This window comes from Pseudoalteromonas sp. CH_XMU1449-3, assembly GCF_037027245.1.
GTDB lineage: Bacteria > Pseudomonadota > Gammaproteobacteria > Enterobacterales > Alteromonadaceae > Pseudoalteromonas > Pseudoalteromonas shioyasakiensis.
The window spans coordinates 1-25,635 of the sequence record NZ_JAYMDY010000029.1 but is presented as its reverse complement, the minus strand read 5'-3'; the positions used below and the strand labels follow the sequence as shown (position 1 = coordinate 25,635).

Sequence of the window (25,635 nt, the reverse complement as noted above, 5' to 3'; positions counted from 1 at the left end):
GAAGAGGCACAAGGGCGCGAATACATCAAAGGGCCGAGGTAGCTCCTCATTATGAGCCCGCATATAAGTACGCAGTCTGACAAAATTAACGAAGGGTATTGTGCAATAGGAGGAGTCCATATAAGGTACTTTAGTGCCGAATCAAACATAAAAGAGCGATCAGCCGTCAGACAAAACAGGTCACGCCGTCAGCTAAAAAAAACTAGGCTACTGGGGAAGTACTGCTATTCGTAGCCTAGTTTCACAAGGTTGAAATGGTTACAGCATATGCAGGATTTGCTTAGCTTTTTCGCGGGTTAAACACGCGGCCATTGGGCGTTTTGCAAATAACTTGGCTGAGACTGTTTGTTCTTTGCCCATGTATTGGTTATGCAGTGTTTGTACATTGACTTTGCAGGTCACCGAATGGCTGTTTTCTACATAGCGAATTTCTACTCGCTCTACTTTTTTAATTAAGTTTTTATAAGGGTAGCCTTCATCGGTATCAAGCTGAGTAATTACGGGTTGGTTGGCATAACTAAAGCTTGAGGCAAATATAAGTAATAAAATAAGTAAGTATTTCATGGTGGTTGTCCTTGTCTTAACGCGGTTGGCAATATGAGTATTACTCGTGTCACTACTACTGACAAACGATTAAAAATTGCCTATGCTTAAGTTTTTATTAACCATAAAAGTGTATGCAGTTACCTCCATTAAAAAGCCTTTGGTATTTTAAGCACGCGGCAGAATTAGGTAGTTTTAAGCTTGCGGCAGAGCAATTGTTTGTTAGCCAAGCTGCGGTTAGCCAACAAATTCGCTTGTTAGAACAACAGCTTGATTGCAGCTTGTTTACTCGTCATACCCGTTATGTTGAGCTGACTCGCCAAGGCGAACAGCTATTACCCCATGTACTTAAGGGCTTTAGTCATTTACAGGCAGGTGTGCAGGCTGTTAGCCAAGATAGCCACCCGAATACGTTAAACTTAACTGTGCTGCCTTCGTTCGCCAGTGGTTGGTTACTGGGCCGTATTAGTGATTTTCAAAACAAATACCCCAATATCAAAGTGCGTATTGAACCAAGCGATCAACTTGCCGACTTTTCAGCGGGGCAGGTTGATTTAGGTATTCGATTTGGTCAAGGAAACTACCCAGGTTTGCACAGTGAGCTCATCAGCGACGACAGCCTATTTTTGGCTTATAAACCCGGTGCCATTGATGTTAATAAACCCCTTAAACCGCAGATTCTGGCGCAAAAACTAATTAAAGATGTGTGCCCAGACGCAGAGCGTGGTTGGTTAACTTTGGCTCAGCAATTAGCTGTAAGCCCAGATGCGCTCCCCGCACTTGAAATTGATAACGCTGCACTGGTTATTCAAGCCACGTTAGCAGGGCAAGGTATTGCAATGGTAAGGCGGCGCTTAATCGAAACTCAACTGCAACTTGGTCAGCTAGAGATTTATCCAAACTATGAGTATCACTGCCAATATAAGTACTACCTTGCTGCGCCGCCCGAACATTTTAAATGGCAAAAAGTGCAGCTGTTTAAAGATTGGTTGCTTGCTCAATTTGCTTTAGATGATCAGCAGTTTTATCAACTTCATCAGTAACATTTGCGTTAAATCATTTTAAAGTTTTTAAGCACCAGCTATGCTTATTTAAGTCGCTTACTAAAGGAGCTAGTAATGCTTAACTTTAAAGTTATTTTTTGTGGCGTTTGTGTGGCTGCAAGCCTAACGGCCAATGCTGATATTTCCCGTGTAAAAGCAAGTATTGAGCGTGTTGAGAGCGCGAATAAAAAGCACGAGTCTTTACTGCTTCCCTACTTATTTAGCACCGATACCATGGGGCTTAACTTTGGTGTGGGTGGCATGATCAAAGGTTACCATCAACCACAAATGACCGTTGGCGCTACTGCATTTAAAGGTGATGTGAGCGAAGGCGCGTGGGCAGGTCTGTTTAACTATAAGGTGTTAGATTCAGAACGCTGGTATTTTAGTGCCAGTGGGATGGCTGCATATTTTCCTGATCAGCGAGCTTATACCGGAGGCCATAAAGTGCCCATTGCTGACAACGCCGTGTTCCCCGGTAGTAATGACTCTTCAAACGAGGTGTATTTAGAAGCCGATGGTAGCTCGAATTGGTTTGATGCCCGCATCGAATACGCTTTACCGTTTGGCGCAACATCGCAAACAGGTATGGTGCGTTACCAACTTAAAAACGGCTTGTTGGTTTCTGAGCCATCGGGCGGGGCACAGTGGAACCCGTTGGAATCGGGAGTAATGGTTGCAACTGCACGCTATTTTAGGCGCTCGCAAAGCTTTGAATTTAATGAGGGTACACAAGATGGCAGTATTTCAGCAATGGAATTTGGCCTGCTCTATGACAACACCGATTTTGCAACTAACCCAAGTTACGGAAGCAGGCAGTATCTTGCCTATAGCCAATCAATGCCAGGGAGTGACGATATTTATGATTGGGATTTGTGGCAGTTTAATGGCAGTAAGTTTATTTCTTTAGGGGCAAGTGAGTTTGCTCATCAGCGTATTTTAGCATTTAATTTTTGGGCTGCTTATTCACCTAGCTGGCAAGTTAATCACACTCTTGATGGCACTAAGTTTATCTCTGATGCTGCATCGTATAACGAAGGCGCTACATTAGGAGGATTTAAGCGTTTACGGGGTTATGATTTTTATCGATTTCATGACAAAGCCGCTATTTATGGGGCATTCGAATATCGCGATACCCTTAAATACAACCCAATAGCAGATATAAATTGGTTAAAGTTTTTGAAGCTGGATTGGTTTCAGTTAGTTGGCTTTGTAGAAGCGGGTCGAGTGGCACCTCATTTAACCTTTGATGCATTATGGCAAGACTACCATTATGACTATGGTGTTTCGTTAAGAGCTATGATGTCGGGATTAGTCGTTCGAACAGAGCTTGCTAATTCAAAAGAAGGAGCAAATTTTTGGGTAATGATAGATCAGCCTTTTTAGTGAATTTGGCGCAGATTTGTTGCAGTTTTACTAGAAACTGCTAATCTGTACCCCTAACTTTTACAGTGACGTAAATTAATGATTAAACGGATTTTAATGACAACAGCCTTGTTGTTGCCCGCTTTTGCTTGGGCGCAGCAAAGTGCTCCTTCAGAAGCATGTCAAAGCATGCAAGCCGAACGTATAGAGCTGCAAATAGCCCTGCGTAAAACCAATCTTCTCGACAAAATTGAAGCCTATAAACAGCGCATTCAAAGCTTATCGGCGCGTATATCCGAAACCTGTTTTAGTGAAGAGCAAATTGCTGAGCTTAAATCGTCGTTGTATAACCCTGATATTACAGAGCTTGAAAACAGCTTGGCAAAGCCATTAACAGAGCAAGCCTACATCAGCAAACAAGCTGCATGGGAGCGCTTTTATGTTATGCCGCCACGTTGTACAGCTCGTTCATTACAGCTGCAAAACCTTGAATCGTGTCTTGAAAATAAGCAAATTCAGTTTCAGCAATTTGATATGTTATGGCAGCAAAAAAGTGCGCAACTTGCCCGTACAGAAGCAAAACCAACAGATTCGTTTCATGAGTTTGTTTTACCTAGCAAAGCCGAACGAGCTAAGTTAAGCGCTGAGCAAGAGCTAAAACGCTATAGCTACAGCACCGATTCGTTTTTACCAACCAATATTATTGTATTGTGTGTTTTAGCCGTGTCGGTGTTTTTTGGTTTGATATTTATTTTCCATTGGTTAATGCGCCCACGGCCAGTGGTTAAGTGAGTGTTTAGTTAGCGAGGGGGAAGTTAGCGAGAGTAAAGGGGAAAGAGTAAAGGAGCTAGGTGCTTGGAGCTGGGTATTAGGCTCTAGGCTCTAGGCGCTAGGACGCGATGTAAAATCGCTGCTACAGACTCGAACCTCGCATCTCGAATCTCGCACCTCGTACCTTTCCCCTCGAAACTCGCAGCTTAACTACTCATCCGTTTTAAACTGTTTGGCGCGCTCTTCTGCGTCAATTAAGGCTTGTGATTTTGGCTGTTTGGTTTTGCTTTCTATCACAGGCTTTTCGTCTGAATTTGGGTCCCAGGTTGGATCAAGCGATAGGTTAGCAAATGGATTATACGGCTTATCATCTTGTTGCTCTGGCTCTTTGTCGGCTTCTTCACTTTTTTCTTCAGGCGTTTCTTCAAGCTTATCGTCGTTTCTCAGTTCGTCAGACAAATCAACAGTTTCTACCGCTGGCTGTGACGGCTCTTCTACGTTAACGGAAGCTGGTTCATCTTGTAGTTCTTGTTCTAACGCTTGTAAGGCTTTAGCTAAATCATCATCGTTAATGTCGTCGTGTTCTTCTGCTGGGTTTGGCGCAGTGACTGTGTGCTCATCTTCATTAAAATGATCTGCAAACGATAAATCATCACCCATCAATGACGATAAGTCATATTCAGGCACTTCATCTTTAGACGGTTCTTCGTCGGTAATCGGCTCTTTTGTAGAATACTCATCAAAACCGAAAGATGAAGATGCAGTAAAGCTTGGCTCTTCAAATTCTGGTTTCTCAAACTCATCGATTTCCGGCTTTTCGAGTTCTTCTATCTCAGCTAATACTGGCTCATCGTCGGCAATCGGTTCTTTAGTTGAATACTCATCAAAACCGAAAGAAGAAGATGCAGTAAAGCTTGGCTCTTCGATTTCTGGTTTCTCAAACTCATCGATTTCCGGCTTTTCGAGTTCTTCTATCTCGGCTAACACTGGTTCATCGTCGGTAATCGGTTCTTTAGTTGAGTATTCATCAAAGCCAAACGATGACGAACTTGTAAAGCTTGGCTCTTCGATTTCTGGTTTCTCTAGTTCATCGATTTCCGGCTTTTCGAGTTCTTCAATCTCAGCTAATACTGGCTCATCGTCGGCAATCGGTTCTTTTGTTGCGTATTCATCAAAGCCAAATGACGAAGATGTAGTAAAGTTTGGTTCTTCTATTTCAGGCTCATCAAGTTCAGTTATTTCAGGGGCCTCGAATTTAGGCTCTTCAAATGGCTCAGGTTCAGTAACAGATTCTTTAGTTGAGTACTCGTCAAAGCCAAATGATGACGAAGCGTTATAACTCGGTTCTTCTAATTCTGGTTGTGTTTCAGGCTCATCTTGCTGAACGTCATCAGCTTGCGGCTCAGCTTCTTCGTTGATGTTATATGATGATTCAAGGCTTGCTAGTTTTAACTCTTGTTCTAACTCACGTTGTTCATCCAAAAAGTCGTCATTAGTGTCGTTTGTATTTTTCTCGTCGTAACCAAGCTCAAGATCTTCGAATTGATGGGCATCAGCAAAGTCTTCTGCTGGTGGTTGTTCAGGTGAAGTTTCAGACTCTTGTTCTTCTTTATCACGCTGAGCACTAAAGTGCATAAGCTCAGAAAGCTCGTCATTATTGTCAGTTTCGGTTGCTGTAAATGTATCGTTGGCAAGCGGGTAGCTGTCTTCATGAGGGTGCTCTTGTTCTTCGGCCAGCACTGCGGCTGTTGCTTCTTTGAGTTCTTCAGCTTCTTTTTCAGCTGCTGCTTGTGCTTCTGCAGCTGCTTTAAGGGCTTTAGCTTGCATTAGGCTTTGTTCAAGTTCTGAATCGGCGTCTGCTTTTTTGCTTTGACGAATACGCACAATTACTAAACCTGCAACAAGTAATACCAACAACACAATTAAGCTTGGCATTAATAATGAGCTTGAAGAGCGATCGCTGTTTGCAGGAATAGGTTCTGGCATAGGTGCAGGTGTTGGCGCCGGTTCTGCTTTTACTTCAGGTTCAGCTGGTTTTTCAGCAGTTGCAGTCTCAGCACTTTGGGTTTTAACTTCAGTGGCTTGATCTTGAATAGCAGAGCTAGTAGTTGATTCTACTACAGGTTCTTCAGGAGCATCAGAAATCGTAATACGGTCAACTTTTGCTGGTATTTCGGTTTGTTCTGCAGAGGCACTTGTTTGTTCGACAGGCTCTGGTTCTTGAACTTCAGGCTCAATTGCTGGCATTTGCTGTTCGATAGGTTCAACGGTCTGCTCTGCAATAGGTGCCGTAGTTTCTTCAGGTTCAGCTTGAATAGCGCCTGAGTGCACCCTAGGGTTAGCTGCTGCAGTTGAATTAACTGGGGCTGTTTCTTTCGTTTGTTGTTCTAGTTTTTCGAAAGCAGCTGCATTGTTTACTGGCGTTGGATTTTTGCAGTTTTTCTCATAGTTTCTGGCAGCTGAGCGATAGTTTTTATTGCTGGTGTTAAAGCGATACTCATGCATTTGCTGTTTTAACAAAATACACATGGCTTCGTTGTACTGCGCTTTACTCGTAAAGCTTAAGCTTAGGAGTAATAAGAGAAAAGTTGTTTTTATAATTGGCATAAGTTCCGGACCAGTAAGGTTTAGTCGATGACCTAACAGTTAATTAATTCTAAGCTGAGACGAGTAATTTATCCACATTTGGTTAACAAATTAAGCGTATTCGTAGTGGTTAATCAATTACCATGAGCGCACGGTATTCGTCGTAAGCAAATTGGTCGGTCATTCCGCTTATGTAATCTTGAATTAATCGGCAGCGATAATAAAACTCGTAGGCAGCAAAATGATCCGGTTCGGCTTTTAGGGCATCAATGGCTTTTTGGTAGCTATTTAAATGTTTATTAGACAGCTTTTTAACTAGTCGTGTTTCAATTAAATAGTTTTGGTCGCCTTTTAACACGCGTTTAAAAGCATCAGCATCAAGGGCTAGTAAAGGTTTATAGCAGTCAAGTAAACCGCTAATTATACGGTAACCCTGTAGCTCTAATCGCTCTACTTCTTTGTGGCAAAATACATGCTTTAATGCCACTTGTTTTAAGGTGAGCGTGACGGCGTGCAAGTGACTGCGATCTTCTAATAAAGCCTGATTAAAATCACCGTGGTAAATGGCTTCAATATTATTAATAAACCGCTCTGCTGCGTAGCTTACTAATGGGTGTAGCAAGGTCACGCGCAGGTAGATAAAAAATTCGCTGTTAAAATTGTACGGCTGCTCTTGCGCTTTACTTAACGCATAATCAATGGCTTTTTCGGCAAAGTCGCTGTGTTTGGTATCGTCTATGGTTAGGTTTGTGAGTGTGCGGGTGTATTGCTCTTTTAGCTTTTCGCAAAGTGACTCAACACTAATAATGCCTTTTTCTACCGCATCTTCAATATCGGCCAAACAATACGATATATCGTCAGCGGCCTCCATAATGTAGCTAGCAGGATGACGGCAGTATTGCTCAATTTCGAGTTCAGTTTGCAGCGCTTCAATAAACGGCTTTTCGCTGAAGTAGTAACCCACTTTTTTCATCAAGTAGTTTTTATCTTGCGGGCTGTCTATTTTCGCCATGCTGGCCGGGCGTGTATATTTTAAAATTCCGGCACTTTGGCTGTAGGTTAAGTTTAGAGAAAGTAATGAATGAATTATGCGAATACCTTGGGCATTCCCTTCAAAACTTTTTATGTCTTGGGCTAGGTGTTTAAAGATCACACTAATACCAATGCCTTTACAGCGCTCAGGAGTCAGTGCGTCTAAGTGTTTATCAAACCATTGGTTGATGGCTGCTTCGCCAAAGTGACCAAACGGTGGGTTGCCTATGTCGTGCATTAGGCACGCCATTTCTACTAGGCTTTCTAGCGGGCGCTCAAGCCCAGCTAAGCCATATTCTTTTTGTTTTGCATCACTGAGCTTATTAAAAATGGTTTGCACAATAAACCGGCCCACTTGTTGTACTTCAAGCGAATGGGTAAGCCTTGAGCGCACTGCAGCATTTCGTTCGAGTGGAAAAACTTGGGTTTTTTGTTGCAAACGGCGAATTGCAGCACTGTTAATAATGCGGCCCCGATCACTTTCAAGCGCAGTGTGTAAATTATTGGTAGAGCGCATTTCGCGCGCAGGCGTTATTTTTTTACCAAAATCGATCATTTTATATTCCCACAAAGCGGTAAAATCGGGCTTTTGCGTTTTGTTAGCAACATTTTGCCATTTATTAAATTAAATCTAACAGCTTGTATCTTAAATTAAAATATTCATTTTTATTAAAGTTATTACTTTAAATCGTGGCCTTTATTCATATATTATTCAGTTTTACGCACTTCTTCATTATCTTGTATTAGAAAGGAAAGCCTTTTGGCTGTATAGCAATGATGCAAACTTTGTCTCAAAAACCATGGCTACTAGCCAGTATTCTTCTGTGTTGTATTGGTTTAACGGCTTGTAAGAGCACCCCAGAGCCAAGCGCTGAAAGCACCTTAACGGTGGCCGAAAAAAATGCCATTAAGGCCAAGCAGGGTGCACTGTATGCACGAGGGTTTTATGAAAGCCAACTTGGTAATATCAACTACGCCTCTGCTAGGCAATGCAGTAACTTTAATTTGCAGAGCCACCGTGGCTCAATTCGTTATGCAGAAAACTCGCTTAACGCGGTAATTGATGCCATCGACAACAATTTTGACGTTGTTGAAATTGATGTGCGAATTACCCGTGACGATGTGTGGGTTGTACATCATGATGCCCGTACAGGTCGCGAAACAGGCACAGTTGACAATAAGCGCCGCAAAATTGAGTCGATGAGCTATAAAAAAGAGTGGGGCTATTTACGTCATCGTAACCAAGATACCGGGTTACTTACCGATGATATGCCACCTTCATTTAGAGAGCTTGCTGCCACGTTTGCGCGCTATCGCAAACCCCATCAAAAATTGAATATTGAAATAAAATCAAAGGCTTCAGTTAACGATTTAAAAATGCTTGATTATTTAGCGTATGAGTTTGTTGGCGGTGGTAACTACTTTTTTAGCAGTTTAGAAATGCGCAACCTGACCCGTATGCGCGATATTAACCCAGATATTTACTTGGCATTTATTCAGTCGCCAGCAAAAGCCTCAATGAATAAGTTAGCAAGTGACCTAAAACGCGGCGCTGGTAGCGACCCAATTTACGAGCGCAACAAAGAAGAGCTTGAGAGCTTACAAGCACTTGGTAATCGCTATCATCGTGAAAAACGTTACGACAGCCCAGTTAAGCTCGATAAATTAGCAAAACAGCTAAAACGTAACTTTGGTTATGTACTTGATATTCGTCATTACAAGCAAAGTGCAGCACGCTTAAAGCCGGTTGCTAAAGCGCGCGGTATTATGGTCGCCACTTATTCTATTAACGGCCACGACTATCATGAGCGTAGCCTATTAGCGCAGTCGCGTTCTCTTCGCCCTGACTCTGTAATTATGGACGATACCGTTTATGGCTTTTGTTCTGTGTTTGAATTACCAAAAATGCAGCCGTATTTTAGCGATGAAGCAGGCGCTAAGTTGATTGCCAGCATGCCTGCTGACCTTGATTTAGAGCGCCTTGATGAGCTGTATGCTTATAAAGGGAATCAGCTTTACCCTGCGGTGGGCGGCACGCTTAAATCAACTCAAGAAAAAACTTATATTCCAAAAGTAACATCGACTCCTTCAGCACCTAATTTAGAAATTGGGACTCGCCAAGCCGATGAAGATTTTAGCCTAGAAACAGATCCTGCTGTTGAACTAGAACTGCGTAAAAAACAATAAGAATAAAATTATGACTGATTTAATAAAGCCGTTTTGGTGGCGCTGTTTGCTACTTGTTTTAGCTACTTTATATTTATTACCCGAGGCAATTTTTAATGCCCAGTTAGTCTCTTTAGTCGGTTTAGGTACCCCTTCGGCAGAAGATCTTGAACACCTTGAAATTTATGGCCGAGCTGTATCTGGGGTGGGTGTTGCACTGCTGTTAGCTGACTTTTTACCTAAAGCCATGGTAGCCAAAGTAGGCCGTGGCATTATCTCGTTTATCGCTTTATTGTGTTTAGTTTGGCCGGTGGTGTTTTTTGGCCAAAAATATGCCATTGAAAAAACCTTAATTGAGCCTTCAACCGCAGAGCAGCGCCAGTTTGCTACCTACAGTGCTGCACTTAGAGACGCGCTGGCGATTAACTCGATTAAAGTGAATGACCTTGATTACAACCCTGAGCAATTACATAGCTCAGAAAACCTGACTTTTTTGGCGCTGTTTGGTGGCTTACTGTATAGCGATGCCGCGCTTTCAGACAACCTAGAGCAAGATAAGCGTAAGATTATTGCTGTGTTTGTACAGAAAAAAGCGTATCAAGATTTTGATAAACATTATAAAAACTACAGCCAGTTATATGATGAGCTGGTGGTTAAATACAAAGCCTATGCTGATGGCAGTAAAAAGTACAACAGCACTTTGGCAAGTATAGGCGAGCGCGAGCAAGGTTATTGGCAGCAAGTTGAACAAGAGATCAATAGTGGCTGGAGCAAATACCAACAAGCGCAAAAAGCCCATATCGCAAAAGCGTCAGCACGTGCACAAAAGTATGGCCCGAAGATTTATGATTACCACCACAGCATTGCAAAATGCCGTGAGCGTTATGACAAAAGCAGCGAAAAAGACCGCCGAAATCGTTGTTATGAACGCGAAGCAGCAGACTACCGAAGCAATATTTTAAAAGCCGGTATTGGCTACATAGAGCCTGATTACTGGCTTATTGAAGAAGATGTTTCGGTTGCTGAAAATGCCGCAGGCACGATTTTAATGGGGGTGCTTACTGGTGGTGTTTATACCGCACTACAGGCTGCTAGTTTAGCAACCGGTGGCGATGGCGGCTTTAAAGACAAGCGCTACAAATACACCGATGACCCAGATCATTACCAGCTGCGTTTTTTACAACATCCAAATTTTCATAAGATGTTTGTGAGTGAAACGGGCTACCCATTTACGATTGAAAACTTAATGGCGTTTCGTGCTCACGAAACAACACAAAAGAAGCTTAGAGGACATTTTGCCAGCAAAGGGTTACAGCTTGAAAGTAACTGGAATGTGAATCAACGCCAAGCATTTGCTAATGCTGTAGCCAATAAGGTAACAAGTGAAGCTAATGCACAATGGCAAAGCGAAATGCGCAAACGCGGCATGAGTTTAAAGCCAAACTTAAGCTGGGTTGCGTTTCAGCTACACCCACAAATTCAAGCAAAAATTGCAGATAGAATGGGTGACTTATACGTAAAAAACATTCGCGCCGATTGGAATAAAAAGAACTTTAAAGACAAGGTGCTTGATCCAAACATTGCAAAGCGCACCGACAAATACCTTGCCATGCTCAATAGCTCAGAAGGTAAATTTGCTGATGGTGGCGAGTATGCCGAGTACGGTAAACAAGCATTGCGTTCGGTGATTATTCCGCCTATCTCGATGTCGTTGTCACTGTTTTTGATTTGCTTAACCTTTAGCAAGCTGCCGTTAAAACTGTGGCAATTGATTAAACCTAAGCAAGAAAAGCAACCAACCACTGCTGTATCTGTTTTGCAAAAGCTGATTATGCCTGCGCTGATTTTGATAGTGCCAGTAATGTTTGTGCATAACACCTTTACCGAAGACGACCAAAGCCCTGTTAACTACTTTTTAGACAAGGTCGATGAGTCGAGCAATCCGGTGTTTAGTTATGCGATTCGTTGGACTTTGCATGCCCAGCCTTTACTGCATCCGCTTGGTTTAAAGTTTGAAGAAAAATTGCATATTTACGAGAGCTTTAGCCCGCTGAGCCATGCTTTAGCCAAGGTTGATATTTTGCGCCACGGCGATGCCAACTTAAGTGCTGAGCAGCAACAGCGTAGACAATATCTGGTTGAGCAAAAAACTAAACTTACCGTTATCACAAATCCGGCAAATGCCACTATTCGCATTATGAATATCGGCCCTAAATATCGCCCCGGCATGACATTAAAAACTGGCGCTTATGATATTCAAGTGTCGGCGCCTGGGTATAAAACGTATCGACGTTGGCACCAAGTAGATGCTGGCGAACAAACATTAACCATTGATTTAAGCAATTAATTAAGCAAGGAATGAAAATGCAACATTGCCAAAATACGGTGTATGCCACCGATCTTCACTGTTGTGATTGTGGAGAAGCTCTTGAGCAAAAAAGACAAATGCACACGGTTGAAGAACTCAGCCCTGACTTGCTGGTTGATGTAAAAAACTATGCGCCACAAGCGAGTACGATCACAGGCGTTGTGAAATCAATGTATTACTATAAGCGCCGCTATAAAACCAATAAAGACAACATGCTATATGGTTATTGGTGGCTAGAAGTAGAAGACAAAGACGGCATTATTCATGAGTTTAGTGTTGATGCAGAAAAAGATGTGATTGCGAACTTACAAAAAGGGAATGTGATCACTGCTTTTCAGGAAACACCGTTAACGCTTAATTATCGAATTGCTGATGGCAATGCTAGGCGGGTAGTTAAAAATGACCGCTTTATGCCAGTTGTGATTGTGCATTTTGCCGATCAACAATATCGCAGCTGGGACAAAACCATTAGCCGAAACTACACTGGCGGAACGATATTGTGGCTGGTGCTAAGTGTTATTACATTCTTAATCATGTTGTTTGCTGCAAAGCTTGAGTTTTTGCCTGCGCTACTTGCGTCGTTGCCTGTGGCAATTGGGGTGTTTATGGCAGAGCACAACTACCATAAAAAAGCCAAAGCCAAACAAGAAGCAAAGTATGATGCGATTTTAGCGGCAACAGATGTGATGCTATCGACCACCCTAAATCAATTGGGTTATAACATGCTGGCAAGAACGCCAAGTAAGTCAGATGTTATTTGTATTTCGTGCCAGCAGCGTATTAGCCAAGATGCTGCACATTGTTATTGCTGTGGCGCTAAGCAACACGTTGAAGCGATTGCTGAAAAAGAACAGTCACTTGCAAAAGATGATGAGCAAGCCATTAGCATTCAAAAAGCGTTAGAGCCAAGCATAACAAAACCAACCAGTATTGCTGATCTTGAGCATGCCATTATGGATGAGTATAGCCTTGCTTATGAAAACGATTATGTGCATAAAAATGTTTGGGCACGTAACGAAAAAGGCACTATTCATCACCGTGCAGTGCTTGGCAAAGTATTAGAAAAAGAGCAAAGCGCACATGCCAATGAAACCCGCCAAACCGTGACCACCACAGAAACCACAACCACCTATCGAGGTGGCATGTATGTTGGTAGCGATGTAAAAGAGCGCGTTGAGGTTTATCGTAATCGTAGCACCACTTTAAAAGGTGAAATCATGCTCGAAACCGCATCGGGTGAGCCATTTATTTTTAAAGCGGGTGAAGATTTACTGGGCTCTGTTGATATTGGTGATTGGGTGTATTACGCCTACAGCAGTGTTGATACTAAGCGTTACTCTGAGTATTACCGTGAGTATGCGGTTAATGTGAGTAAAGACATTAAGTACAACAACTCTTCTGTCAGAAATTTTGGCATGGTACATGGCTTTAACCGTATGGTATTGCTTGGTCTTACGTCAGTAGGGCTAGCGTGGTACTTTGATGCCCAAGATTTTTACCCACTAGTTAATACACTTGTACCAGATGCTGGCATTGATTTACTCAATAATAACCCGCAAGTGGTTGAACACTTAGATGGCCTACCCGTTGCTGTGTTTATTGTGTTAAGTGTGGTTACAGGCGTTTGGGGCTTTATTTATAGCCAAATAAACGGCTCACGTTTAAAGCGTAGTGTGAAAAAGCTCGAAAGCATGATCACAAAATTTTCAAAACAGTTTGGTAAAGTTTCTGAGCAAATTAACAAATTGAACTAAAAAGGGTTTCGCATGCGTATTTGGCAATTAGTTTTAGCGGGTTTATTAGCGTTCAGCTCTCTTGTAAAAGCGGACCAAGAGCAATCTGTGGTACTTATTTCGATAGATGGATTTCGCTGGGATTACATTGAAAAACACCATGCAAAGCACTTAAAAGCAATCAGTGAACAGGGCGTGAGAGCAAACAAAATGCGCCCTGTTTACCCGACCAAAACCTTTCCGAATCATTTGTCGATTATAACCGGCTTATTGCCTGTTAATCATGGCATTGTCGAGAACCGCTTTTGTGATACTGAGCGTAACGATTGCTACAAAATGGGTAAAGGGAAAGACGACAGCACTTGGGTAAATGGCATTCCGCTTTGGAACCTTGCACAAATGCAAGGCTTAAAAGCCGCCACCTATTTTTGGCCTGAATCAGATGCGCGCTTTAACGGCATGCTGCCTGATTACTTTTATCATTATTCAAAACACAGTGATTACCAAAAGCGTGTTGATCAAATTATTCAGTGGTTGAGCTTGCCAAAAGCACAGCGCCCACGTTTAGTGATAAGTTATTTTTCGTTGGTCGATAGCATGGGGCACGAGTTTGGCCCTGATGCTAAAGAAACTTATGACGCAGTGCAAAAGCTTGATGGTTTAATGGCTGATTTATCGAACCGTTTAAGAGCGCTTGATGAAAACATTAACTTAGTGATTGTGTCTGATCACGGTATGGCGTCTGTAGATCCAAGCCTTAGTATTAAAATTGATAGCTTGCCGCAAGACAACAACTTCATAGTGCAAAACACCGGCCCTCGGGTTTTATATTATGCAAAACCAGATAGCAAAGCAGATATTAATGGATTCAGTAAAAAGCTTGCTCAAGCCGCTGATGGTCGCTATATCGTGCTAAGCGAGCAGCAAAAGCGTGATTATCACTATGATAAAGGCCCGCGCGTTGGCGATATTATTTTACAAACCGACGCGCCTCGGGTGTTTACCGACAGCAAAATGGCCGGTTATTTAGGCACTCATGGTTACGCCTATAGCGAAGATATGGCTGCAACCTTTATCGCCACCGGCCCCGCCTTTAAACAAGGCATACGTTTAGACGAAGTAAGTAATTTAGATGTGTACCCGCTGATCGCCAAAATTCTAGGCCTTGAGATTTTAAGCCCAATCGACAGCAACGGTGAAAGTTTATGGCCCGCGATTGAGTAGTAGGTGTGAGTTGGTGAGGGGAAAGGCTTTAGGGGAAAGTTGCTAGGGGAAAGAGTAAAGTTAGAAAGGGGAAAGGCGCTAGGAGCTGGGTATTAGGCGCTAGGTAGTAGGCGCTAGGCTCTAGGAGCTGGGCGCTAGGTACTAGGCTCTAGGACGCGATGTAAAATCGCTGCTACAGACTCGAAACTCGTTCCTCGTATCTCGTTACTCGTATCTCGCATCTCGTTCCTCGTATCTCGAAACTCGCTAACTTTCCCCTTTCCCCTTGAAACTAGCAACTCGTAGCTCGTTACCTACAACTTCGTTACCCACCCGTACTCACCATGGCTTTGAAACTTGTAGCTTTGCTTACCGGCATCAAATTGGCCTTGTAGGGTGTTTTCTGTGAGGGTCATCACGGCTTGATGGCCTGCTTTAGCATGATCATTGACCTTGCCAAATACACTTCTATCGCCATTGCTGGCTTCGATGATGTTACTAATTTCGACGGTGTAACTGAGGTATTCGTCGATGACTAAAATAAAGTGATCGCCAGGTTGTAGGGTTTTTAGGGTGTCTAAATCAAATTCGCTGAATGCGGTGTTTGCTAATTGGTCAGGCAAACGGCCTTGTTTGTATAGGTAATCGTGCGCGTGATTAGATAGCTGATTAAGCGGCGCAGTTAAGTTCACAATGGGCTGTGGGGCTATTTGGTCGGCTTCTGCTTTGTAAGAGGCAACAAACTGCTGTGTGCTTGGTTTTGTTTTAAAACCATCACTTTGAATGTGCCATTCATTCAGTGCAAATGCTGTAAGTGGCAGAATGAAGATTAATGCAAGCGTCCTGTTCACATGTTTCTCTTACGGGGTTTTATGTTAACTCATTGTTAGTTTTTACCTCAAGTTAACAACTCGGTCAATAGTTAATCACTAAGTAGTGGTTTTTATTATCGTGTCGATAAAATTAATTTGTTTTACTCGGCTCTGAATGCTGAGCATAATCCGCGTTTTTTTGTCACCGAAACTCCAAGACTAGAGGTACCTACCATGCGCGGGTGGATCATTTATAAAGATAGCCAAGGCTTGTTAAAGCAAGAAACCTATGAAGTTGAACGTTTACTTGCTGCAGCCAAAGAAGAGGGCATAGATTTACAAGTTTACTCGCCAGATCAATTTGATCTAACTATTACTCGTGAAGACGGTAAAAGTATCTTAATTGATGGTCAATCTGTTGAATTACCGGACTTTGTTATTCCTCGTATGGGTGCAAGTACAACCTATTTTGCGCTGGCGATTATCCGCCATCTTGAGCGTTTAGGTGTTTATTGTGTCAATAGCTCGCAATCAATCGAAACAGTGAAAGACAAACTGTTTGCACAGCAAATTCTTGCTGAATGTAATTTACCTACGCCGAATACCATGTTGGTTAAGTTTCCGGTGAATATTGATTTGGTTGAAAAGCAAATTGGCTTTCCTGTGGTTATTAAAACGTTATCGGGCTCGCAGGGCAGTGGCGTGTTCTTATCAAAATCAAAAGAAGAGTTTGATGACTTAATGCAGCTGATTGAAGCGGCAAACCCACAAGCAAACATCATTTTACAGCAGTTTGTTAAGTCGAGTCATGGTCGTGATTTGCGAGTACTTACTATCGGTGGCCGTGCTGTTGCGTGTATGGAACGTAACTCACAGGGTAAAAATTTTAAAGCGAATGTCAGTGCTGGTGGTACAGGTAAGTCATTTCCTATTACGCCAGAAATCGAATGGCTTGCAACCCAAACTGCGAACGTACTTAACCTTGATGTGGCTGGCATTGATTTATTGTTTGATGAGCAGCACTTTAAAATTTGTGAAGCAAACTCAAGCCCTGGTTTTGAAGGCTTAGAAGGTGCGTTGGGTATTGATGTAGCCAAAGAGATTTTGCACTTCATTCGCATTCGTTTAGGTATTTTTGATAAGCCAAAAGTTGTCGAAGAGCCTTGTTTAGAGGCCGTTTAAACTTTCAAAAGGCGTGGTTATAACACGCCTTTTTTGTGTCATCTGTATAGTAAATAAATCTTAAAATACTACAAAAGTGTACAGTGCCATCTGGCAAATCATAGGATATGGTAGATTTTTAATTGCCAAGGAGTGTGTGTACATGAGTCAGCTCATCAGTCGAGCAACCGCTGGATTAGTGGCCGTTATTATTGGCTTTACCAGTTCAATCGCGCTTATTTATCAGGTTGTTATGGTGTTAGGTGGCACACCTGATTTAGTTGCCAGCTGGGTGTTAATGCTTGGTCTTGCGATGGGCGTCAGCTCGATTGCGTTGTCTTATTACTACAAAGTGCCCATTCTTATCGCGTGGTCAACAACCGGAGCGGCACTCCTTATTTCAAGTGCCCAAGGTTATAGCTTAAACCAAGCTGTTGGCGCGTTTATGTTCTCGGCGGCGCTGGTGTTTTTGTCTGGTATTACCGGCGTGTTCGAAAAAATGATGAACAAGATCCCAAGCCAATTGGCTTGTGCCATGCTTGCAGGCGTGCTGGTGAATTTTGGTATTGATGTGTTCAACTTTATGAGTGAGCTACCTTTAGTCATTGGTTTAATGGTGGCTGTTTATTTATGTGGAAAGCGCTATTTTCCTCGCTTTGCTATGCTTGCAGTGGTTGTTGCGGGCTTTTTAATGGCTGGTGTGACTGGGCAGATTGATACCTCTAGCTGGCAGTGGAAAATGAGCGAGTTTGCTTACATTGCGCCTGAGTTTGACTTAAACGCCATGATAAGTGTTGGTTTGCCGCTGTTTATTGTCACCATGACGTCGCAAAACTTACCGGGTATTGCTGTTTTAAAAGCACATCATTACAAAGCTCCTGTATCGGCAGCGTTAAATGTAACCGGGCTTTTAAATGTATTTATTGCACCATTTGGTGGTTATGCCATTAACCTGGCGGCTATAACGGCTGCCATTTGTATGAGCCCTGAGGCCGATAAAAACCCAAGCAAACGTTATTGGGCAAGCATTGCTGGTGGTGTTTTTTACATTATTATGGCGCTCCTTGCGGCAACCTTGGTCGGTTTGGTAGCAAGTTTGCCACAGGCATTAATTTTGGCATTGGCAGGCATTGCACTCTTCGCCACCATTGCGAGTAGCTTACAACAAGCATTAACTGAGGCGTATTATACCGAAGCTGCGATCGTGACCTTTTTAGTTACAGCTTCAAACCTAACTTTGTTCTCTGTTGGTTCTGCGTTTTGGGGGATTGTTGCTGGCACGGTAACTTTGGTTATGACACGTAAGGATTAATGACACGCTTAAATATTAAAAAAGGCCCTAGTTACTGTATATAATAACTAGGGCCTTTTGTTATTTAAGTAATGGTTTTATCACTTCAAACATCGCATTGATATGGTCATCGCGGGTATTCAATGCAGGAATGTAGCGGTACTTTTCACCGCCTGCGTGTTCAAAGTTTTCGCGGTTTTCGCCTTCGAGTTCTTCTAACGTTTCTAAACAGTCAGCACTAAATGCAGGGCTTAGAATTGCAACATCTTTAATCCCTTCAGCAGGGTAGCTTTCAAGGGTTGCGTCTGTGTATGGCTTCAACCATTCAGCTTTACCAAAACGGCTTTGGAAAGTTGTTACAGCAAAGTCTTTCTCAAAGCCAAGTTTCTCTGCTACTAAACGGGTGGTTTGCATACAAAAGCAATAGTAAGGGTCGCCGTTTTCTAAAAACAGTTTAGGTGTACCGTGGTACGAAAACACCAATTTTTGGGGCGTGCCATGGGCATTAAGATCTTCGCTAATGCTAGCGGCTAGGGCATCAATGTATGTTGGGTTGTCGTGATAGCCATTAATAAAGTGTAGCTCAGGCACCCAGCGCCACTTACGAAGAACATTCGATACAGCATCAAACGTTGAGCCAATAGTAGTGCTTGAATATTGCGGGTACATTGGCAGTACGATCACGCGAGTGATGCCTTTTTCGCGCAGCTCTTCAAGGCCCGCTTCAATTGAAGGGTTTCCGTAGCGCATGGCCATGACCACTTCAGTGTCGTGGTGTCCTTTGTTTTTTAAAAGGGCTGCCAATTTTTTGCTTTGCTCTCGGGTAATATGCGTGAGCGGTGAGCCGTTTTCAGTCCAGATGCTTTTATAAAGTGCTGCTGAGCGTTTTGGGCGTAACGTAAGTACAAAGCAATAAAGGATGAATATCCAAATAAAGCGTGGGATCTCGACAATTCGAGGGTCCGATAAAAACTCGCGTAAATAAGTTCTAAGTGCCGCGGTAGTAGGGGCGTCTGGGCTCCCTAAGTTGGTCAGTAAAATGCCCGTTTTTTTGTTGAATCGGCCGTCATGAGGCTTATCGGTAATGGCGGAAAATCGCGACACTGAGTGCTCCTATATGAAGTAATCGTAATATAAATCACATTGTAACGAAGTAAGCTGATTATGTGATCACTTTATTCGCTAATTTTTGATCATGATCCTGAAAGGATTCGGTTTTCTTGCTTCAAGCTGCTGCAGCTTTGCAATTGATTTTGCACCAAACACATGCCCTTTAGGTAATAACAAAATACCGTCGTAGCTTCTTAGTGCGTGCCCAAGTACCATGCCGTTTTTAAGATCTTGAGCCGAGATAATTTTCATGGTGCCGACTTTTTGATCGCTGGCACACTTAATTTCTATGTTGTTAAGGGCTTCTAGGATTTTAGGGTGATAATAGGTTCCGCTATATAGCTGTAGTTGATCACGTGCTCTTTCAAAGTCACTTTCGTCTGCGCTCTTGAATTGTTCAACTGCTAGCCAAAAATCTCTTGCTACCGCTAATATCATAGCTTTTATCGGAATTTCTTTTCCTTTTAAGCCTTTAGGTTGGCCTGTCCCATTGTAATGTTCGAATTGGTAATAAATAGCCTCCGAGACATCATGTAAATGGGTAGCAGGCATGAGCATTAACTGCGCGGTACTTGGATGGGTGTAAAAGATTTTTTTTTGGTTTTCGGTTAGTTCTCTGGTTGGCTTTTTATAAAGCTCAGGCTCCATAGCGAGCAAGCCAATTTGTGCAAGATAACCTGTTATTTCTGCTCTTTCAATTCGCTGTTTTTCTAAGCCAAGGCTTTGTGCTAGTTGCTTACAAGTTGTGGCTATATTTTGCGCTTGGTTACCATCTAGGTAGGGGTTAGCGTTTATAAAGTTATATAAGATTTCGAAGGTGGTACGGTGCTCGTGTTTTTCACGCTCGTTGACTTCTTCGAGTTGTTTGAGCACTTTTCGAATTTGTAACGTACGCTTTTCTACCATTTGCTCAAGGTTGTTGTTTAGCTCTTTTAACTGGCTGTTTTGCGCTTTGATTTTTTGCTCTAACTGCTTGTTTTGGCGCTTTAATGAGGTTTTTTCTATGCCATCACTAATGTTTCGTAGCAGTAATTCGTTTTGCCATGGCTTTTGGATATAGGCATGAATTTTACCTTTATTGACAGCGGCAATGGTGTTGTCGATATCTGAGTAACCGGTTAGCAAAATTCGGTGTGGTTCTGGGTCTATATTAAGTGCTTGTGCAAAGAAGTCGGCGCCGTCCATGTTTGGCATACGCATGTCGCAAATGATCACATCAAAGCTATAAGTAGCCAAAACCTTTAGCCCTTCAAGTGGATCTGAGCAGGCTTTTGCAGTGATGTTATTCGCTGATAACAGGCGCAAAAGAGTCCTCAAGACGATTTCGTCGTCATCAATGCATAAAACCTGAATATGTTGCTTGCTAACTTGTTCTGCCATACCGTTTTACTATGAGTCATCGTTAATCAATAACATAGCCTTAAATCAAGCCTTGTGCTAGGTTTTAAAAGAGACAAACAGAGTTTGAGACGAATATGGATGACTTTAAGCAAGCCTATTTGTTAGAAAAAGCGGCCAGAGAAGAAGCTGAACAATTGCTCGCAGACAAAAGCCGTATTCTAGTGGCATTAAACAGTGAGCTTGAGCAAAAAATTGCTGACTTAGAGCATCATCAAGCTATGTTCATTCAAGCCGAAAAAATGGCCACTTTAGGCACTCTTTGTGCTGGGGTTGCCCATGAAATAAATAACCCTCTTGCCTATAGCATTAGTAATGTCGATTGTTTAAAAAATTACTGTAATTACTTTAGCGAGTTACTTGCTGTATGTGATGAATTTGCCTGCAACGATACTGATAAAGCCACGTTTTGTAAGCAGTTAACAGAGCTTAATAAAGTGCACTCGTTTCGCTTTATGGCTGATGACTTACCTGAACTAATAAGCGACACCTCACAAGGCTTGCAAAGGATCAGTAAAATTGTTGCCAATTTACTGGATTTTTCTCGGCCAAAAGGTCACGACAAGCAATTTGCCGATATGACCGAGGCGGTAAAAAGTGCCGTTAAACTACTAGCAAACCAACTCCGTGATTGTAATTTACAAACCCAATACAGTCCTATATCGCAAAGTTGGTGTAACTTACCCGCAATAAGCCAAGTGATTGTTAATATCTTAATTAATGCCAAACAAGCTTGTGATAATTTAAGCGCAAAAGCTGAAATATCCGTTGCTGTGTATGAACTTGAGCAGCATATTTATATCGATGTTGAAGACAATGGCGCCGGTATGTCAGAAGAAACCATTGCGAAAATATACGATCCCTTTTACTCCACCAAACCCGTTGGAGAAGGTACCGGCATGGGGATGACCATGGTATATGCCATAGTGCATGAACATCAAGGATGTATTGATATTCAAAGTACAGAAGGAATGGGCACACGAATTAGCTGCGTGTTCCCGGTACAAAGTCAGGTCAGGAAGACTGTAACTAGCTGACAGTATTTCAGTTGTTGCAAAAATTTGTGAATTCGCTAGGGTAGGAATACACCCTTACCAAAACAACATGTAAAGGCTCAATATGCTTAACCAACAAAGTTCGGATGTATTTAAAAATTACCTCGCTAGTCAAAGCGAAACTAATCAAGTCAGCTTGGATCAAGTGATTGGCTATATGTCTGGTTTGTTAGCCTGCTCAGAGTTTTTTGGTGAGTCAGAGTTAGCAAATTATATTGCCGATAATGATGAAGCGGTATTCAACACCTTAATGACAGATTCAGAGCCGCGCGATGCAATGATTGAGCTGCTCGACAACGTTACCGAAGCACAAGTTGAACAAAAGAAAATCTTAGCCGAATTATACCCAAATGAAGTTAACAGCAATGAACCAAGCCAAGCACTACAAGACTTTTGTAGCGGGTATATTGCAGCGTACATTGTGAACCAAGATATTTGGCACAGCGATTTACAATTTTTACTCAAGGCTGATTCGCAGCAAGAAAACGAAAGCGAAGATGGCCAGTTGTTTATTGATAATTTTGAAGCAACACTCGATTTACTTACTACTTTTGCAATGTGGGATCAGGCGCTGGCAAATCATCCTGAACCAGAAAAACTAGGCGAAGGGTTTGTCACCTTCTTTAATGCGCTAGACGAGAGCTTATCTGAGATTGCCACTATGGCGTTAATGCTTGAAGATGAAAAGCTGGCGATGCTTGAGCAAGATCAGTAAACATTTCCCTCCTCAGTGGAGATAAGCTGATAGTTGCATTATTTTGCTTATTTCTACTGAAAAATGAATAATCCCAACCTTAAAAACTCCATTAATACTACAAATGGAAATATTTATACCTAAGTCGTACCTGATTTTTCTTTCATTTTGTGGATTTGTTGATAGGATGTTTTGCAAGAGTTAATTCGCAGGCTTGAGTTAGCTTTCAAAATCGTGATTTCTAAAATCAACAACACGTGCTTAGTGCTTTTCTTAATTTCTCCAAAAGGGGCGTCTTTTTGTTTTAAGGAAAGCCGGAATATCAACAGGATACACATGACAACACATTCTTTAAGTATGCTGGCCGTTGCGGTTAGTGTGGCTGTTTCTGCGACTTCAGTGCAGGCAGCAGAGCAAGCATCTGCTGTAAAAGCAGATAAAAACATCGAACAAATCTCTGTATTAGGCTCGCGGGTTGCCAATCGTACGGCTACCGAATCAACATCGCCGGTTGATTTGATTGATGCTGACGACTTAAACAAAGGTGGTTTCACTGAACTGGGCCAAAGTCTGCAAGCGACGGCTCCTTCATTTAACTTTTCTCGTACGCAAGTGTCAGATGGCTCTGACTTATTTAGACCTGCGACTCTTCGTGGTTTACAGCCAGACCAAACGTTAGTGCTTATAAATGGTAAACGCCGCCATAACCAATCTATTTTTGGTTTAAATGGTACTGTAGGTGCCGGTGCTGCGGGTACCGATATGAATGCGATTCCGCTTACTGCGTTAAAAGGCGTTGAAGTACTTCGTGATGGTGCTGCTGCGCAATATGGTTCTGATGCGATAGCCGGTGTTATCAACTTATCGTTAAACGATTCAACGGGTGTTACAACGGGCTATGTGCAAGCGGGTAGCACGGGTGAAGGCGATGGTGACACTATTTCAATGGGTTTAAACCGTGGCTTTGATTTAGGTGATGAAGGCGGCTTCATTAACTTTTCTTTAGAATACCGTGATGCTGATGGCACCAACCGAGCTGAACGTGATACTGGAGGCTCAGTTGATGTACCAGCCGGTACGCTGTCTGACGAAGTTCGTTGGGGACAGGGGAATGCTGATAGCGAATTTACCTCTGTGTTTTATAACATGGCATTACCATTTGGTGAGACCGAGCTTTACTCATTTGGCGGATACTCAAACCGTACTGCCCTAGGTAATGGTTTTTACCGTAACTTTGACCAAGCAGCGAAGAACGTTGTGCAAGTATATGGCGATGGCTTTTTACCTCGTATCGATAACGAAGCCGAAGATATTTCGTTTTCACTTGGTTTGCGCGGAGAGCTAAATCCAGATTGGAGCTATGACGTATCTGCCGTATATGGTGAGAATAGCTATGATTTCACTTCAAAAAATACTCTAAATGCGTCGTATGCTGCTGAATATGTGGCGAATAACCCAGATGCAAGTGATGCTGATATTGCTGCTAATGCGGGCCCTTCAGGCGGATACTCAGGTGGCTTTAGATTTGATCAAACAACCGTTAATGCAGACCTTAATGGTATTGTAGATATTGGTCGCAGCGAGCCATTATACGTATCTGTGGGTGCTGAGTACCGTAAAGAAAATTATGAAATCGTGCCGGGCGAAGAAGCCTCTTATGCATGTGGTTTAGCTAATTCAGATACCTCATACCCTGCGGTAAACGACAGCAGCGTATTCGCTGAGTGTGGTTTCCAAGCTTATAACGGTTTACGCCCTGAAGCGTCAAACAAAGAGAGCCGTCACAGCTATGCATTTTATGTAAATGCCGAAACGCTGATCACGGACGCATGGCAAGTAAGTACAGCGCTTCGTTATGAAGACTTCTCTGATGCAGGTGATGACATCATTGGTAAGCTAGCAACGCGCTATGAAATTACCGATGACTTTGCCGTGCGTGGTGCGATTTCTTCTGGCTTTAGAGCACCATCACTGCAACAAAGTGCCTATACAGCCTACACCACCAACTTAGGTGCTGGTGGCGTGTTATTGCAATCATTCACAGCAACAGCGGGCTCTGATTTCCCATCAGCACTTGGCGTTGATAGCCTTGGCCTTGAAAGCTCAGAAAACTTAAGTGCAGGTTTTGTTTACAACGTAACTAGCGATTTATCGCTAACCGTTGATTTTTACCATGTTGCTATTAAAGACAGAATTACCCTTGGCAGCTTAATGTCGGCGGACGATGTTTCATTTAGTGCCGAGGCCGTGGCCGCGCTTAATGCAACAGGAGCACAGCAAGCTAACTACTTCTCAAACTCAGTTGATTCAACCACCAAAGGGGTTGATATTATTGCTTCGTACACCACCGATTTGTATGACGGTAATTTCTCAGCAACCTTTGCGGGTAACATTAACGAAACTGAAATTGATGATGTAAATGCACCTGAGGGGATTCCTGAGTCAATCGCCCTTGATGATTTACAACGTAGTTTCTTAACAGACGGTCAACCTGGTGAGCGTGCAACGCTAACGTTTGAATACGATCGTGGTGATTTCAACAGCATGCTACGCTTTAACTACTATGGTGAAACAGACGTTAAATACTTTGGTAATGACCACATTGGTTTACCTGATGAGTTATCACCTACCGGTGAGTTTAAAGACACAAGCACGGTAGAATCAGCGGTATTAGTGGATGTTAACGTGGGCTATCAGCTAACTGACGAACTCATGCTATCGGCGGGTATTGATAATATCTTTGATGTAACGCCAGACGAGCTAGGCGAAGATGAAGCGCTTGATTTTATTACGAATAAAGCATTCAAATACCCTGTTCGTGCACTACCTTATGGTTTTGATGGTATGACCTACTACGCAAAACTAAGTTTTAGTTTTTAATTCCTAAGTTGATATGAAACTTAAATAGCGCCTAACGGCGCTATTTTTTTGCTTAATTGTAGTATTCGACATTTTTCACTCTAATTAATGACAGCTGTCTTTAATTAGAAAGTTGCAAGGGGAAAGTTAGCGAGAGTAAAGGGGAAAGTTAGCGAGAGTAAAGAGGAAAGTTAGCGAGAGTAAAGGGGAAAGTTAGCGAGTTTCGAGGTGCGAGATACGAGACATGAGATGCGAGACACGAGTCTGTAGCAGCGATTTTATATCGCGTTTCTCTCGAACCTAGCCATGTAGGCGTTATGCTTGCATGGCGCGCGAAATAAATTTCACGCCTACGTCTACTAGTTTTACATTTGAGTGGTGTTTGAGAGCTCATGGCTGAAGCCATTCCTACGAACGCATCAGATTTATATCGCGTTTACTCTCG

The 25,635-nt window shown here is 42.6% G+C and carries 18 protein-coding genes; 12 read left to right on the top strand and 6 right to left on the bottom strand.

The features are described from left to right. Nucleotides 1–258: 258 nt before the first annotated feature. A complete protein-coding gene (locus WA256_RS20000; RefSeq protein WP_062565386.1) occupies nt 259–564 on the bottom strand; it encodes a hypothetical protein in 306 nt (101 codons plus the stop codon). A gap of 113 nt (nt 565–677) precedes the next feature. On the opposite strand from WA256_RS20000, the gene WA256_RS19995 reads away from it, so the two are divergent. The 3 genes from WA256_RS19995 to WA256_RS19985 all read left to right on the top strand — a co-directional run bounded on the left by WA256_RS19995 (nt 678) and on the right by WA256_RS19985 (nt 3,743). Then, on the top strand, nt 678–1,586 hold the full coding sequence (locus WA256_RS19995; protein ID WP_062565916.1) for a LysR substrate-binding domain-containing protein: 909 nt from the start codon (nt 678–680) through the stop codon (nt 1,584–1,586). Between the two features lie 75 nt (nt 1,587–1,661). Beyond that, nucleotides 1,662–2,972, top strand: coding sequence for a BamA/TamA family outer membrane protein (locus tag WA256_RS19990; RefSeq protein WP_335993089.1), 1,311 nt, complete (start codon nt 1,662–1,664; stop codon nt 2,970–2,972). A gap of 78 nt (nt 2,973–3,050) precedes the next feature. Further along, the gene (locus tag WA256_RS19985) at nt 3,051–3,743 is read left to right on the top strand and encodes a hypothetical protein (RefSeq protein WP_130167437.1); all 693 of its coding nucleotides are present in this window, start codon (nt 3,051–3,053) and stop codon (nt 3,741–3,743) included. A gap of 189 nt (nt 3,744–3,932) precedes the next feature. Here the strand turns inward: WA256_RS19985 and WA256_RS19980 are convergent, their stop codons facing one another. Continuing rightward, nucleotides 3,933–6,329 carry a hypothetical protein gene (locus WA256_RS19980; RefSeq protein WP_335993087.1) on the bottom strand — a complete coding sequence of 799 codons (2,397 nt, stop codon included), beginning with the start codon at nt 6,327–6,329 and terminating at the stop codon, nt 3,933–3,935. A 109-nt stretch (nt 6,330–6,438) separates the two neighbouring features. After that, a complete protein-coding gene (gene dgt, locus WA256_RS19975; RefSeq protein WP_054563229.1) occupies nt 6,439–7,896 on the bottom strand; it encodes a dGTPase in 1,458 nt (485 codons plus the stop codon). Between the two features lie 218 nt (nt 7,897–8,114). Here dgt and WA256_RS19970 point away from each other — a divergent pair, with 218 nt between their 5' ends. Genes WA256_RS19970 through WA256_RS19955 form a run of 4 tightly spaced genes read left to right on the top strand, consistent with a single transcriptional unit; the run spans nt 8,115 to nt 14,831 of the window. After that, a complete protein-coding gene (locus WA256_RS19970) occupies nt 8,115–9,527 on the top strand; it encodes a glycerophosphodiester phosphodiesterase (RefSeq protein WP_335993084.1) in 1,413 nt (470 codons plus the stop codon). A gap of 10 nt (nt 9,528–9,537) precedes the next feature. Then, nucleotides 9,538–11,853, top strand: coding sequence for a carboxypeptidase-like regulatory domain-containing protein (locus WA256_RS19965; RefSeq protein ID WP_335993082.1), 2,316 nt, complete (start codon nt 9,538–9,540; stop codon nt 11,851–11,853). A gap of 17 nt (nt 11,854–11,870) precedes the next feature. Next, nucleotides 11,871–13,628 (top strand): hypothetical protein, encoded by a 1,758-nt coding sequence (locus tag WA256_RS19960; RefSeq protein WP_130167434.1) that lies wholly within the window; start codon nt 11,871–11,873, stop codon nt 13,626–13,628. Nucleotides 13,629–13,640: 12 nt separating this feature from the next. Further along, complete coding sequence (locus WA256_RS19955) at nt 13,641–14,831, top strand: alkaline phosphatase family protein (protein WP_130167433.1); 1,191 nt, start codon at nt 13,641–13,643, stop codon at nt 14,829–14,831. 293 nt (nt 14,832–15,124) lie between these two features. Here the strand turns inward: WA256_RS19955 and WA256_RS19950 are convergent, their stop codons facing one another. After that, on the bottom strand, nt 15,125–15,661 hold the full coding sequence (locus WA256_RS19950) for a hypothetical protein (protein ID WP_130167432.1): 537 nt from the start codon (nt 15,659–15,661) through the stop codon (nt 15,125–15,127). A gap of 195 nt (nt 15,662–15,856) precedes the next feature. Here WA256_RS19950 and WA256_RS19945 point away from each other — a divergent pair, with 195 nt between their 5' ends. Together WA256_RS19945 and WA256_RS19940 are read left to right on the top strand one after the other, a co-directional pair. Next, complete coding sequence (locus WA256_RS19945; RefSeq protein WP_062564751.1) at nt 15,857–16,804, top strand: ATP-grasp domain-containing protein; 948 nt, start codon at nt 15,857–15,859, stop codon at nt 16,802–16,804. Between the two features lie 142 nt (nt 16,805–16,946). Beyond that, nucleotides 16,947–18,095, top strand: coding sequence for a benzoate/H(+) symporter BenE family transporter (locus WA256_RS19940; RefSeq protein ID WP_130167431.1), 1,149 nt, complete (start codon nt 16,947–16,949; stop codon nt 18,093–18,095). 60 nt (nt 18,096–18,155) lie between these two features. Here the strand turns inward: WA256_RS19940 and hemH are convergent, their stop codons facing one another. Next, nucleotides 18,156–19,178, bottom strand: coding sequence for a ferrochelatase (gene hemH, locus WA256_RS19935; RefSeq protein ID WP_130167430.1), 1,023 nt, complete (start codon nt 19,176–19,178; stop codon nt 18,156–18,158). Between the two features lie 78 nt (nt 19,179–19,256). Further along, nucleotides 19,257–20,564, bottom strand: a complete 1,308-nt coding sequence (locus WA256_RS19930) for an HD domain-containing phosphohydrolase (RefSeq protein ID WP_130167429.1) — start codon at nt 20,562–20,564, stop codon at nt 19,257–19,259. Between the two features lie 95 nt (nt 20,565–20,659). On the opposite strand from WA256_RS19930, the gene WA256_RS19925 reads away from it, so the two are divergent. The 3 genes from WA256_RS19925 (at nt 20,660) to WA256_RS19915 (ending at nt 25,211) form a co-directional block, all read left to right on the top strand. After that, nucleotides 20,660–21,619 carry a sensor histidine kinase gene (locus tag WA256_RS19925; protein ID WP_130167428.1) on the top strand — a complete coding sequence of 320 codons (960 nt, stop codon included), beginning with the start codon at nt 20,660–20,662 and terminating at the stop codon, nt 21,617–21,619. 82 nt (nt 21,620–21,701) lie between these two features. Further along, nucleotides 21,702–22,352: a UPF0149 family protein gene (locus WA256_RS19920; RefSeq protein WP_054563239.1), complete on the top strand. Its 651-nt coding sequence runs from the start codon at nt 21,702–21,704 to the stop codon at nt 22,350–22,352. Between the two features lie 315 nt (nt 22,353–22,667). Next, entirely contained in the window at nt 22,668–25,211 is a 2,544-nt protein-coding gene (locus WA256_RS19915) for a TonB-dependent receptor plug domain-containing protein (protein ID WP_130167427.1), read from the top strand. The last annotated feature ends 424 nt before the right edge of the window (nt 25,212–25,635 follow it).

Excerpts from the sequence above, each read along its gene's own strand:
- WA256_RS20000 (WP_062565386.1), bottom strand. The coding sequence starts at position 564 with ATGAAATACTTACTTATTTTATTACTTATATTTGCCTCAAGCTTTAGT.
- WA256_RS19995 (WP_062565916.1), top strand. The coding sequence starts at position 678 with ATGCAGTTACCTCCATTAAAAAGCCTTTGGTATTTTAAGCACGCGGCA.
- WA256_RS19990 (WP_335993089.1), top strand. The coding sequence starts at position 1,662 with ATGCTTAACTTTAAAGTTATTTTTTGTGGCGTTTGTGTGGCTGCAAGC.
- WA256_RS19985 (WP_130167437.1), top strand. The coding sequence starts at position 3,051 with ATGATTAAACGGATTTTAATGACAACAGCCTTGTTGTTGCCCGCTTTT.
- WA256_RS19980 (WP_335993087.1), bottom strand. The coding sequence starts at position 6,329 with ATGCCAATTATAAAAACAACTTTTCTCTTATTACTCCTAAGCTTAAGC.
- dgt (WP_054563229.1), bottom strand. The coding sequence starts at position 7,896 with ATGATCGATTTTGGTAAAAAAATAACGCCTGCGCGCGAAATGCGCTCT.
- WA256_RS19970 (WP_335993084.1), top strand. The coding sequence starts at position 8,115 with ATGATGCAAACTTTGTCTCAAAAACCATGGCTACTAGCCAGTATTCTT.
- WA256_RS19965 (WP_335993082.1), top strand. The coding sequence starts at position 9,538 with ATGACTGATTTAATAAAGCCGTTTTGGTGGCGCTGTTTGCTACTTGTT.
- WA256_RS19960 (WP_130167434.1), top strand. The coding sequence starts at position 11,871 with ATGCAACATTGCCAAAATACGGTGTATGCCACCGATCTTCACTGTTGT.
- WA256_RS19955 (WP_130167433.1), top strand. The coding sequence starts at position 13,641 with ATGCGTATTTGGCAATTAGTTTTAGCGGGTTTATTAGCGTTCAGCTCT.
- WA256_RS19945 (WP_062564751.1), top strand. The coding sequence starts at position 15,857 with ATGCGCGGGTGGATCATTTATAAAGATAGCCAAGGCTTGTTAAAGCAA.
- WA256_RS19940 (WP_130167431.1), top strand. The coding sequence starts at position 16,947 with ATGAGTCAGCTCATCAGTCGAGCAACCGCTGGATTAGTGGCCGTTATT.
- WA256_RS19930 (WP_130167429.1), bottom strand. The coding sequence starts at position 20,564 with ATGGCAGAACAAGTTAGCAAGCAACATATTCAGGTTTTATGCATTGAT.
- WA256_RS19925 (WP_130167428.1), top strand. The coding sequence starts at position 20,660 with ATGGATGACTTTAAGCAAGCCTATTTGTTAGAAAAAGCGGCCAGAGAA.
- WA256_RS19920 (WP_054563239.1), top strand. The coding sequence starts at position 21,702 with ATGCTTAACCAACAAAGTTCGGATGTATTTAAAAATTACCTCGCTAGT.
- WA256_RS19915 (WP_130167427.1), top strand. The coding sequence starts at position 22,668 with ATGACAACACATTCTTTAAGTATGCTGGCCGTTGCGGTTAGTGTGGCT.